Consider the following 12,046-nt stretch of genomic DNA (forward strand, 5'->3'; position numbering starts at 1 on the left):
TCAAATCACTGTACGGTTAACCATAAAGAATCAGAGAGTTGATTCCGTGGCAAGCCCCTATCAAAAGGGGAGCAACTTACGAACGACTCAATAAGCGCAAAAAAGCCCGGAATTTCAGTGGGAAATCCGGGCTTCTTAAAATATTAATTTTTATACGAATTCTTTCACTTCCTGCCCTTCACGGAATAAGCCAAGCCGCTTGATCTCCCAATGAAGGCGAATGCCGGAACTCTCATAAACCTTAGCGCGAACTGTCTCGCCAAGCATTTCGAGATCATATCCGGTGGCGTCACCCGTATTGATCATGAAATTGCAGTGCATCTCAGACATCTGTGCACCACCGACGCGCAAGCCACGACAGCCAGCCTTGTCGATTTCTTTCCAAGCAGACGTGCCTTCAGGGTTTTTGAAGGTTGAGCCGCCAGTTTTCTCACGCACAGGCTGCACTGTCTCGCGGTGATTCTGCACCTCGTCCATCGCCTTCTGAATGTCTTCACGGTCGCCCGGAATACCTTCAAACAAGGCAGACGTGAAAATCAGATCAGGCGATGCCGAGGAATGGCGATAGGCATAACCCATGTCTGCATTGGACAGAATGTGCAGCTCACCCTTGCGGTCAAGCGCACGCACTTCCACTACGCGCTCGCGGGTTTCAACACCATTGGCACCGGCATTCATCCGCAACGCGCCGCCAATGCCACCGGGAATGCCGTGATAAAAATGGAAGCCTGCCAGATTAGCCTCAAGCGCGGCCGCCGCTACACGCTTATCAGGTGTTGCCGTGCCTGCCCTCAACCGCGTTTCCGACACCTGTTCGACACTGCCGAAGCCCTTGGCTGATAAACGCACCACAAAGCCCGGAATACCACCGTCACGGACAAGAAGATTGGAGCCGATACCTACAACCAGAAGCGGAATCTCCTCTGGCACAGCTTGCAGAAACAAAGCCAAATCTTCTTCATCTGCGGGCTGAAACAGAACCTGTGCAAGGCCACCGGCGCGGAACCATGTGATTTTGTCCATGCCGGTATCCGGCATCATTTTGCCACGCAGCCCCGACAGCCTGCCGTCGAGCTTCTTGAGAAGCGCTTCGCCGCTTTCCATTACTTTTCACCCTGTTCAGCCAGTTCTTTCGGAAGTGCATGCGCCCATTGCGTGATATTGCCCGCACCGAGGAAAACCACGAAATCACCGGGTTCAGCAACAGATGCAACAAGTGGCGCCAATGTTTCTGGACCACTGGCATAACGTGCATCACGATGGCCCGCGGTCTTAATGCGCGAAACGAGCGTTTCCGAATTTACGCCTTCAATCGGGTCTTCGCCAGCCGTATACACGGGCGCAACGATAACCGTATCGGCATCATTGAAGCACGCTGCAAATTCATCAAACAGGCTGTGCAGACGCGTATAGCGATGCGGCTGAACGATACCAACGACACGACCTTTGGTTGCTTCGCGTGCGGCTTTCAGCACCGCGCGAATTTCAACCGGATGGTGTCCATAGTCATCGAAAATCTCAACGCCATTCCACGAGCCCGTGTGGGTAAAGCGACGCTTCACACCGCCAAACGCGCCAAGACCACGACGAATATCATCGGCTGAAATGCCCAGCTCATGCGCAACCGCAATGGCCGCCGTTGCGTTGGAAACATTGTGCAGACCCGGCATCGGCAGACGCAGATCCTTGATCTCGGTCGTCTCACCCTTGCGCGAACGAATCAGCACATCAAATACGCTGACAGCGCCTTCCATGCGATGATTGACAAAGCGCACATCTGCCTGCGGGTTCTGGCCATAGGTCACGATGCGACGATCCTCAATGCGGCTCACCAGAGCCTGCACTTCCGGGTGATCTAGGCACATCACGCCAAAACCATAGAACGGCACGTTCTCGACGAACTGTGCGAAAGCTGCACGCACATTGTCAAAGTTGCCGTAGTGATCGAGATGCTCAGGATCGATATTGGTAACAACCGCAATATCGGCTGGAAGCTTGAGGAACGTACCGTCGCTTTCATCCGCTTCGACAACCATCCAGTCACCGTCACCCATACGGGCATTGGTGCCGTAGGCATTGATAATGCCGCCATTGATAACCGTCGGGTCAAGATGACCGGCATCAAGCAGCGCTGCGACCATTGATGTGGTCGTGGTCTTGCCATGCGTGCCGCCAATGGCAACCGCACGACGGAAACGCATCAGTTCAGCCAGCATTTCAGCACGGCGAACAATCGGCAGAAGCTTTTCGCGCGCAGCGGCCAGTTCCGGATTGGTCTTCTTGATTGCTGTAGAGACAACAATTACTTCTGCATCGCCAAGATTCTCAGCCTTATGGCCGACAAAGACTTCAATGCCCTTCTCGCGCAGACGCTGCACATTGGCGCTATCCGACTGATCCGAGCCCTGAACCTTGTAGCCAAGATTGTGCAGCACTTCCGCAATGCCGCTCATGCCAATGCCGCCGATCCCGATAAAATGGACAAGCCCGATGTTGAGCGGCATTTTCATGGCCGAGTTCCTTCTTTAAATTCCTGAACTGATTGTCCTGCTGCAATAGCCTCTGCAAGATCAGCAAGCAACTGCGCGGCATCAGGCTTACCAACGCTTTTTGCAGCTTTTGCCTGTTGTTCAAGCCTTTCCGGCTCGTTAATCGCCGCACTAATTATGTCAGCCAGTCGCTGTGGCGTCAGCTCCGACTGCCGCATGACCTCGCAACCGCCAGCACGCGCAAGGGCTGCCGCATTCGCTGCCTGATCATGATCAAGCGCATGCGGGAAAGGCACCAGTATCGCCGGACGGCCAATCGCTGCTATTTCTGAAACAGTCGAAGCCCCCGAACGTGAAATGACAAAATGCGCATCGGCGATGCGTGCTGGCATATCGTTGAAGAACGGCGCAACATCCGCAAGAATACGCAGCTTCTGATAAGCAGCACGAACAGCCGCTTCATCTTCTTTGCGGGCTTGCTGGGTAATCAGCAGCCTTGCCCGTTCACTCTCTGGCAAAAGCGCAATCGCTTCGGGAATAGCTTGTGAGAAAAACTGCGCACCCTGACTACCACCAAATACCAGCAGGCGAAAACGCTGGCCTTCTTTGGCTGGTCTATAGGATGTGTTGGCAGCAGCAAGCACCGGCGGGCGAACCGGATTTCCGGTCGCAATAATCTTTTCAGCAAAAGCGCCGCTTGTTTCTGGAAGAAACCCGCCAGCAATTGCCTTCACGCGCGAGGCGAGTCCCTTATTGGCACGGCCCATGACGGCATTCTGCTCATGCACCATTGTCGGGATGCCCATATTGCTTGCAGCATAAAGCGGCGGCAACGTTGGATAACCACCGAAGCCAGCAACCAGTTTCGGCTTCAACCGACGGAACAGTTTGCGACTATCAAGATTACCCTGCCACAACGACCAGAGCGTGCGTGCCAGCGCAATCGGATTGCGCCCGGCAATGGTAGCGGAACGGATCACATGCACATGATCTTCTGCAAATGCCCCGGCAAAGCGCTGCGCGCGCGCATCGGTTGCCAGATGCACATCCCAGCCACGAGACTTCAACTCATGCGCCAGTGCTTCGGCTGGAAACAGATGGCCGCCAGTTCCCCCGGCAGCCAATACGATTACGCCTTTGGCCATAGTTCCCTCACAAAACCGGAATGCGCTCGCCCATGCTGACCGTATGCGTCATACGCGCTTCCGGACGACGGCGTGTCAGCGCCAGCAAAATGCCCATAGTGATTGCAATCGCTACAAGGGATGAACCACCATAAGAAATGAATGGCAGCGTCATGCCCTTTGCAGGCATCAAATGCAGATTAACCGCCATGTTAATGATCGACTGGAAGCCAAACAGGATCACGATGCCAGAAACAGCAAGACGCGTAAAAGCATCGCGCTCACGAAGCGCAATCGACAAGCCACGGATCACGATAAACGCAAACAGTGCCATGATGATCATGCAAAGAATAATGCCATATTCTTCGGCGGCTACCGAGAAGATAAAGTCGGTGTGACTATCAGGAATGATGCGCTTTACCGTACCTTCGCCCGGCCCCTGACCAAACCAGCCGCCACGCAAAATAGCTTCGCGACCTGCATCCACCTGAAACGTGTCGCCCTCGCCGGTCATAAAGCGGTTCACACGACCCGCAACGTGATCAAGCGTCATGTAAGCACCGAAAGCACCAACAACTGCGATGCCGCCAAGAACCAGAATCCAGAACATTGGCAGGCCAGCGAGAAAGAACATCGCGCCCCATGTGCCAGTGGTCAGCATGGTCTGCCCGAAGTCCGGCTGCAACATCAGCAATCCAGCTGTGACACAGAACAGTGCCATGGCTAGAAAATATCCCGGCATATGGCCACCGCGCTCGCGCTCCGAGAAAAGCCATGCGCAGATGACCACAAAAGCAGGCTTCATAAATTCGGACGGCTGAATAGAGACACCGGCAAGGCTGACCCAGCGACGTGCGCCCTTGATTTCGATGCCGACGAACAGCGCCGCAGCCATAAGAAACAGCGATGCGCAGAGCAGTATCAGTGCAAAACGCCTGATCTGCCGGGGTGACAGAAATGACACACCGATCATAACGGCAACAGCCGGGATCATGAAAAATGTCTGTCGTTCCACGAAATGGAAGCTATCGAGGCCAATGCGTTGTGCAACAGCAGGACTGGCCGCGAAGGAGAGCAGTACGCCAAGCCCCATCAGGGCCAGACATGCAGCCAGAAAGTAACGGTCGATTGTCCACCACCAATTGGCGACAGCACCACGGTCAACGCGACTTACCATCAGCTTTTCCCTCCGATTGGCTCAATACCCGGGAGTGCGAGAACGGCGCTGCGGAATGCATCACCGCGTTTTTCAAAATTCTGGAACTGGTCAAAGCTCGCACAGGCTGGTGAAAGCAGAACCACAGGCTCGCCCGCAGCGTCATTACCTGCATCGCGTGCCGCATGTTCAACAGCCGCAGCCAAAGTGTCTGAAATCTCAAACGACACCGCATCGCCCAGCGTCGCAGCAAATTGCGCCGCAGCCTCACCGATCAAATAGGCTTTGGTGATACGCGGGAAGAAACCAGAAAGCGACGCAATACCGCCCGCCTTGGGCACACCACCGGCAATCCAGTAAATATGATTGGCAAAAGATGACAGCGCGGGAGCGGTCGCTTCGGCATTAGTGGCTTTGGAATCATTGACGAAGAGAACCTTGCCGCGATGCCCCACCTGTTCCATCCGATGTGCAAGACCAGGGAAGCTTTTCAAACCGGCACGGACTTCTTCAATGGAAAGACCAACGGCAAGACAGGCAGTGATAGCGGCTAACGCATTCTGCGCATTGTGCGCGCCGCGAAGCGAACCAATACCCTCAAGCGAAGCAAGCTCTTCAACGCTGCCAGCTTTGGCGGAATAGAGCTTTACACCGTCCGCAAAAGCACCATCCTCAAGGCGCTCGTCCTTGGAAATTCTCGCGACTTTTACGCCGTTTCCTGCGAGACGGTCTGCAATACTGATGCAATAATCGTCATCGACGCCAATGATTGCCACATCGCTTTTTGCAACAAGCCGCTCCTTGATCGCGGCGTAGTTTTCCATCGAACCATGCCGGTCAAGATGATCCGGCGTCAGGTTGAGCAGAATACCAGCAGTCGGATTAAGCGATGGCGCAAGATCAATCTGATAGGATGAGCATTCAACAACATAGAAACGATTTGGCGCTGGTGCTTCCAGTGTCAGGATTGCTGTGCCAATATTGCCGCCAAGCTGCATGTCGCGGCCCGATGATTTGATAATATGGGCGATCAGCGCGGTTGTCGTCGATTTACCATTGGTGCCGGTGATGGCGATAAACGGGCAATCCGGCGCAATATGATTGCGTTCACGTACGAAGAGTTCAACGTCACCGATAATCTCAACACCAGCGGCAAGCGCCAGATCCGCCGTCCAGTGTGGTTTTGGATGGGTCAGCGGAACTCCCGGCGAAAGCACAAAGGCAGCGAACTGTGACCAGTCCGCCTGCCTCAGATCACCTGTTGCAATGCCAGCGCTTTGCGCGCGGGCCACACTGTCGGGATTATCATCCCAGGCAATGATCTTCGCGCCACCAGCCACTATAGCCTTGGCCGTTGCAATGCCCGACCCACCCAATCCGAAGAGGGCAACAGTCTTATCTTTAAGGGCGGTGATCGGGATCATTCGTCTGCCTTATCTCAACTTCAGTGTGGAAAGGCCGATCATGGCAAGGATAATCGCCACGATCCAGAAACGGATCACGACCTGACTTTCCGTCCAGCCCTTCTTTTCAAAATGATGATGAATAGGTGCCATCAGGAACACGCGCTTGCCAGTCATCTTGAACGAGCCAACCTGAATAATCACCGAAAGCGCTTCCATGACGAAAAGACCGCCAATGATCGCAAGGACAATCTCGTGCTTGGTGGCAACAGCAACCGTGCCGAGCATACCACCAAGGGCAAGCGAACCTGTGTCGCCCATGAAAATTGCAGCCGGTGGCGCATTAAACCAGAGGAAGCCAAGCCCCGCCCCAATCACAGCGCCCAGAACGACCGCCAATTCACCCGTACCCGGAACAAAGTGGATTTGTAGGTAATCCGCAAAAATAGCATTACCCGACAGATAGGCAATGAAGCCAAAGGAAGCGGCAGCAACCATCACTGGCACGATTGCAAGACCATCAAGACCATCGGTGAGGTTCACCGCATTGCCTGCACCAACCATCACGAAGGCTGCAAAAGGAATGAAGAACCAACCAAGATTAAGAACGAACTGTTTTACAAATGGAAATGTCAGCGACGACGAGAACGGCTCTTGCCCGGCGCGCATAATGATAAATGCTGCAACAGCAGCAATCAGAAACTCGATACCAAGGCGCGACTTACCTGAGAAACCTTTATCCGACTGCTTTGTGACCTTCAGGTAATCGTCATAAAAGCCGATCGCGCCAAATCCAACCGTGACCATCAAGACAACCCAGACATAGACGCTGGAAAGATTGGCCCAAAAGAAACATGACACGAGAATGCCGGTCATGATCATCAGGCCACCCATGGTGGGCGTCCCGGCTTTTTTAAAGTGAGTCTGAGGACCGTCAGCACGGATTGGCTGGCCTTTTCCCTGTCGCGCACGCAACGAATTGATGATCGCAGGACCAAACAAGAAAACGATCAGTGCCGAGGTAATCATCGCGCCGCCGGTGCGGAACGTGATGTAGCGAAACACGTTGAACGGCGTCACATGATCGGCAAAAACTGCAAGAAGCATCAACATACGGAGAAAAATCCCTCAAACACGCCTATTCGGCAGGAACCACCGGTGGAAACTGGTTTGTCAGCGCCTTGACGATCTTAGCGAAACCGATCCCTTTGGAGGATTTCACCATGACCACATCGCCGGGGCGGACTGCTTTCATCACCAATGGCAATAATTCCTCGGTGCTCTGCCTGTATTCGACGTGAATTTCAACCGGCAAGGCGTTTTTCAGCACCGACATTTCACGGCCACCGATATAAAGTACGTTCACTTCGGCATCGACAATCGGGCGCGCGAGGTCAGCATGAAGCTTGCCAGACTGACGACCCAGCTCCAGCATATCGCCCAAAATTGCGATGCGGCGACCACGCGGACCTTCCGGCGGCGTTGCCTGCAAAAGTGAAAGCGACGCACGCATCGATGTTGGGTTGGCGTTATAGCTTTCATCGATGAGTGTGAAAGAACCACCGTCCGGGTGTTCCAGCACATGACGCGCACCACGACCGCCTTCAGCGCTCAGCGTTGCCATAGCAATGGCAACTTTTGCCATGTCTGCACCAACGAGATGAGCAGCACCCAGAACAGCAAGCATGTTCTGCACAATATGGCGTCCCGGCATGCTGACTTTGACGACGGCTTCTTCATTGCCGATCTTAACGGTCATGCACGAACAGGTCGGATGCATTTTGACTTCGCGCAGGCGATAGTCCGAGCGGGCATTTTCACCGAAGGTGACGATGTGCTCGATGCCTGCCTTTTCAGCCAGTTCTTCAAGCTGTTTGAAGCGCTTGTCATCGCGATTAAGTAGCGCATAGCCACCCGGTACAACGCCTTCAAAAATCTCAGCTTTTGCTACCGCAATTTCTTCAAGATTTGCAAAATGGCCTAGATGCGCAGGCGCAATCAGCGTTATCAGCGCGACATGCGGGCGAACCATTTTCACCAGCGGACGAATTTCGTCATGATGATTCATGCCGATTTCGAACACACCATAATCGGTATCGGCTGGCATGCGCGCAAGCGTCAGCGGCACGCCCCAGTGATTGTTGAAAGAGGCAACCGACGCATGAACTTTGCCGCTATCGGCCAGCACGTGACGCAGCGCCTCTTTGGTTGTCGTCTTACCGACAGAGCCCGTGACAGCGATAATCTGCGCTTTGGAGCGTTCACGCGAAGCAAGACCAAGCTTGGTCAAAGATTCAAGCACATCTTCAACCACGATCATCGGCACTTTGAGATGACCAAGCGCAGGAAGGCGGGATTCGTTCACCACCAGCAGACCTGCGCCAGCGGCCATAGCAGCCGTTGCAAAATCATGCCCATCGAACAAATCGCCCTTGATCGCGAAGAAAGCTTCGCCTTCTTTCAGCGTGCGGCTATCAATGGAAATTCCCGTGATCCCCGCAGGCAACGTACCGAAAGGCCGGCCTTCCATGGCCTCCACCATATCGGCAGATGTCCAAAGCCAGTCATTCATCCCTTATGCTCCTCAAGGCGTGCGCCAAGTGCCGCCGCCACTTCCGTATGATCAGAGAATGGCAAAGTAATATTGCCAACAATCTGACCTTCTTCATGTCCCTTGCCCGCAACAACCAATGTATCGCCCGGCATCATCATCGAAACTGCTGTGAAAATCGCCTCGCGACGATCACCAATTTCCGTGGCTCCCGGTGCCGCAGCCATGATTTCGGCGCGGATTTGCGCAGGCACTTCGGAACGTGGGTTGTCATCTGTGACGATTGCCACATCAGCAAGACGCGCTGCGATTTCACCCATGATCGGGCGCTTGCCCTTATCACGATCGCCGCCACAGCCAAACACCACGATCACGCGACCCGTGGTAAACGGACGCACGGACGTCAGCACATTTTCAAGCGCTTCAGGCTTATGGGCGTAATCGACATAGGCAGGAGCGCCCTCTTCGGTGGCACCAACGAGATCAAGACGACCCGGAGCGCCTTTAAGACGTTCAAGCGCACGCATTGCAGCAGCAGCCGGGACACCGGTCACCATAGCGAGACCAGCCGACACCAGTGCATTCGCGACCTGAAAGTCACCAGCCAGCGGCAATTCAATTTCAAAAATTTCGTCCCCGATGCGCACTTCGACATGCTGGCGGAAACGCTCATGTTCAACGCGCTTAATGGTGATGAAATCGCCTTTGCGACCAACGGTCTTTACATCACAACCCGCAGCTTTTGCAGCTTCAATAGCCTGTGGCGAAAATTGGTCATCTGCAAAAATAATCGCAGGCGCACCTTTTGGCAAAAGCGTATCAAACAGGCGCATCTTGGCATGCAGATATTCTTCAATCGTCGCATGATAGTCCATGTGATCACGACCAAGATTTGTGAAAGCACCAGCGGCAAGCTTCACACCATCGAGGCGGCGTTGATCAAGACCATGCGACGAAGCTTCCATCGCAGCATGGGTCACACCTTCATCGGCCAGTTCAGCAAGCACACGATGCAGTTCAACCGGATCAGGTGTCGTCAGCGAATTATAGTCGCTGCGCGTTGGCGAGAAGACACCTGTTGTACCAATGTTTGCGGCTGGAAAACCGGCATAGGCCCAGATCTGACGCGTGAACGACGCCACTGAAGTCTTGCCGCTGGTACCTGTGACTGCAACCATAACTTCCGGCTGCTTGCCATAAAATTGAGCAGCCACAATAGCGAGCGCATGGCGCGGGTCTTCAACATGAAGGAGAGGCACACCGCGATTTTCAAGAACTGCACTCTTGCCAGCAATAACCGCAACTGCTCCACGTTTGACAGCATCAATCGCATAGGCCGAGCCATCTGCCTTCACGCCTTTGAGAGCCGCAAACAAGAAGCCCGGCTCCACTTTGCGGGAATCCGATGTAACGCCTGTAATTTCGAGATCACCTGCGGAACCGGAGGTAAGATCCTTAAAAAGTGCGATGTCTTTCAACTTCATGGTCATACCAATTCCAGATAAAGGGACGTATCACGCGCTACATGCAATTACACGAATCAATCATATCCAGCAGCAGCGGTGGCGATTTCTGACTCTGCTGGCGCAAATTCCTGTTTAAAATCGGGCTTAACCCCCAAAAAAGTGGCTGAGCGGCGAATAATTTGTGAAACCATTGGGGCTGCGTTCAAACCAGCGGTCGCACTGTACTTACCTTCTTCAGGCTTCGGTTCGTCAATAATGGTTAGAACCACATAGGTTGGATCATCCATCGGGAATGAGGCTACGAAGGCATTGAAACGCACATCCTTCGAATAACGGCCATGAACGACCTTTTCCGCCGTGCCGGTCTTTCCGCCAACGCGATAGCCCTGAACCGTTGCATTTTTACCCGAGCCACCGGGCGCAGTTGCGTTGAGGCGATAGAGATAGCGCATGTCAGCAGAGACTTGCGGATGAATCACCTGCTGTGCGACCTGATCGGCTTGAGCCTGTGTACGCGCAAGGAAAGTTGGCTCGATCAGCTTGCCGCCATTCATAAGCGCCGCCGCACCAACCGCCGTCTGCAATGGCGTGGTCATCATGCCGTGACCAAACGAAATGGTCATCGAATGAACCTTCTTCCAAACGCGCGGCTCAACAGGACGCGCAACTTCTGGAAGCTCTGTCTGCATACGATCCAGAAGACCAAGCTTTTTCAAGAACGCACGGTGGCCTTCAATGCCAACGACATTCGCTTCGTGACCCGAACCAATATTGGATGAGAAGATGAAAACTTCTGGCAGCGTCAACACACGGCCCTTGCCGTGGAAGTCGCGGATGGTCTGACGACCAATGACCAGCGGCCGCGAGGCATCAATCTTCGAGTTCAGCGTGAACTTGCCCGAGTCGAGCGCCATAGCCGTGGTGAAGCTCTTAATCGTCGAGCCCATTTCATAGGTACCCGCCGACATACGGTTAAGGCGATCCTTATCCAGTGCGTGCACTGGATTGTTCGGATCAAAATCCGGCACCGAAGCCATGGCGATCACTTCACCGGTCTTCACGTTCAGCACCACAGCACCCGCTGCAATTGCGCGATAACGTTCAACCGCCTTTACCAGCACATCACGCATGATATGCTGCACGCGAATATCAATCGAAAGCTTGACCGGTTCCAACGACTGTGCAGTGGCCATGCCTGCTGCACGAAGATCGCTAAGCCCCTGACTGTCAATATATTTCTCCATACCCGCAATGCCCTGATTGTCGACATTGACGAGGCCAAGAATATGCGACGCGGTCGGACCACCGGGATAGAAACGGCGCTTTTCGGTACGAAATCCGATACCCGGCACACCGAGAGCCATGATCTGGCTCTGCTGACGCGGCGTCAAACCGCGTTTTACCCAGACAAAGCCTGCACCGCTCTTCAGGCGGCGATACGTGGCTTCCCAATCGAGATCGGGAATGACGGTTGAAAGAAGCTCGATGGTTTCATCTGGATCAACGATCTTGCGAGGTTCCGCAAAAAGCGACGCAGTCTTGATATCAGTTGCCAGAATTTCGCCGTTGCGGTCCAGAATATCGGGACGCGACGCCAGCTGATGCACAGCAGGACCGTTGGAGTCATCGTCTTCGCCACCAATGACACCGAAATAGATGAGCTTTCCGCCGATAACACCGTAAATACCGACGAAACAGGCAATGGCCATCCACAAACGATTGCGCGCACGATTGCCATGTTTTTTGCGGGAACCCACAAACGCCATATTGCCAGCCAGCTTTTCATTGCCAGCCGGCATGGTGCCGTCATCAATGGTATTTTTGTTCTTCTTGGACAATCCGAGCTTCAGCCGCATG

The 12,046-nt window shown here is 54.0% G+C and carries 9 protein-coding genes; all 9 read right to left on the reverse strand.

Annotation, left to right across the window (positions count from 1 at the left end; translation table 11 throughout):
- Window positions 1-150 precede the first annotated feature (150 nt).
- Genes murB through RI570_RS02405 form a run of 9 tightly spaced genes read right to left on the reverse strand, consistent with a single transcriptional unit; the run spans window position 151 to window position 12,045 of the window.
- A complete protein-coding gene (gene murB, locus RI570_RS02365) occupies window positions 151-1,104 on the reverse strand; it encodes a UDP-N-acetylmuramate dehydrogenase (protein WP_313826760.1) in 954 nt (317 codons plus the stop codon).
- Window positions 1,104-2,510, reverse strand: a complete 1,407-nt coding sequence (gene murC, locus RI570_RS02370) for a UDP-N-acetylmuramate--L-alanine ligase (protein WP_313826761.1) — start codon at window positions 2,508-2,510, stop codon at window positions 1,104-1,106. The genes murB and murC overlap by 1 nt, the downstream gene beginning before the upstream one ends.
- Window positions 2,507-3,634 (reverse strand): undecaprenyldiphospho-muramoylpentapeptide beta-N-acetylglucosaminyltransferase, encoded by a 1,128-nt coding sequence (gene murG / locus RI570_RS02375; RefSeq protein WP_313826762.1) that lies wholly within the window; start codon window positions 3,632-3,634, stop codon window positions 2,507-2,509. Before murG ends, murC begins: the two co-directional genes overlap by 4 nt.
- A 7-nt stretch (window positions 3,635-3,641) precedes the next feature.
- Complete coding sequence (gene ftsW / locus RI570_RS02380) at window positions 3,642-4,790, reverse strand: putative lipid II flippase FtsW (RefSeq protein WP_313826763.1); 1,149 nt, start codon at window positions 4,788-4,790, stop codon at window positions 3,642-3,644.
- Window positions 4,790-6,193 carry a UDP-N-acetylmuramoyl-L-alanine--D-glutamate ligase gene (gene murD, locus RI570_RS02385; RefSeq protein WP_313826764.1) on the reverse strand — a complete coding sequence of 468 codons (1,404 nt, stop codon included), beginning with the start codon at window positions 6,191-6,193 and terminating at the stop codon, window positions 4,790-4,792. The genes ftsW and murD overlap by 1 nt, the downstream gene beginning before the upstream one ends.
- Window positions 6,194-6,202: 9 nt before the next feature.
- A complete protein-coding gene (mraY, locus tag RI570_RS02390; RefSeq protein ID WP_313826765.1) occupies window positions 6,203-7,285 on the reverse strand; it encodes a phospho-N-acetylmuramoyl-pentapeptide-transferase in 1,083 nt (360 codons plus the stop codon).
- A gap of 25 nt (window positions 7,286-7,310) precedes the next feature.
- Window positions 7,311-8,744 carry a UDP-N-acetylmuramoylalanyl-D-glutamyl-2,6-diaminopimelate--D-alanyl-D-alanine ligase gene (locus RI570_RS02395; protein ID WP_313826766.1) on the reverse strand — a complete coding sequence of 478 codons (1,434 nt, stop codon included), beginning with the start codon at window positions 8,742-8,744 and terminating at the stop codon, window positions 7,311-7,313.
- Window positions 8,741-10,213, reverse strand: a complete 1,473-nt coding sequence (locus RI570_RS02400; protein ID WP_313826767.1) for a UDP-N-acetylmuramoyl-L-alanyl-D-glutamate--2,6-diaminopimelate ligase — start codon at window positions 10,211-10,213, stop codon at window positions 8,741-8,743. The genes RI570_RS02395 and RI570_RS02400 overlap by 4 nt, the downstream gene beginning before the upstream one ends.
- Window positions 10,214-10,263: 50 nt before the next feature.
- Window positions 10,264-12,045: a penicillin-binding protein 2 gene (locus RI570_RS02405; RefSeq protein WP_313826768.1), complete on the reverse strand. Its 1,782-nt coding sequence runs from the start codon at window positions 12,043-12,045 to the stop codon at window positions 10,264-10,266.
- Window position 12,046: the final 1 nt, after the last annotated feature.

It is taken from the genome of Brucella pseudogrignonensis (genome assembly GCF_032190615.1).
GTDB lineage: Bacteria > Pseudomonadota > Alphaproteobacteria > Rhizobiales > Rhizobiaceae > Brucella > Brucella pseudogrignonensis_B.

What these genes read in the sequence shown, in the direction of transcription:
- ftsW (WP_313826763.1), bottom strand. Translation starts at nt 4,790, where the DNA reads ATGGTAAGTCGCGTTGACCGTGGTGCTGTCGCCAATTGGTGGTGGACA.
- mraY (WP_313826765.1), bottom strand. Translation starts at nt 7,285, where the DNA reads ATGTTGATGCTTCTTGCAGTTTTTGCCGATCATGTGACGCCGTTCAAC.
- RI570_RS02400 (WP_313826767.1), bottom strand. Translation starts at nt 10,213, where the DNA reads ATGACCATGAAGTTGAAAGACATCGCACTTTTTAAGGATCTTACCTCC.
- murC (WP_313826761.1), bottom strand. Translation starts at nt 2,510, where the DNA reads ATGAAAATGCCGCTCAACATCGGGCTTGTCCATTTTATCGGGATCGGC.
- murG (WP_313826762.1), bottom strand. Translation starts at nt 3,634, where the DNA reads ATGGCCAAAGGCGTAATCGTATTGGCTGCCGGGGGAACTGGCGGCCAT.
- murB (WP_313826760.1), bottom strand. Translation starts at nt 1,104, where the DNA reads ATGGAAAGCGGCGAAGCGCTTCTCAAGAAGCTCGACGGCAGGCTGTCG.
- RI570_RS02395 (WP_313826766.1), bottom strand. Translation starts at nt 8,744, where the DNA reads ATGAATGACTGGCTTTGGACATCTGCCGATATGGTGGAGGCCATGGAA.
- murD (WP_313826764.1), bottom strand. Translation starts at nt 6,193, where the DNA reads ATGATCCCGATCACCGCCCTTAAAGATAAGACTGTTGCCCTCTTCGGA.
- RI570_RS02405 (WP_313826768.1), bottom strand. Translation starts at nt 12,045, where the DNA reads ATGCGGCTGAAGCTCGGATTGTCCAAGAAGAACAAAAATACCATTGAT.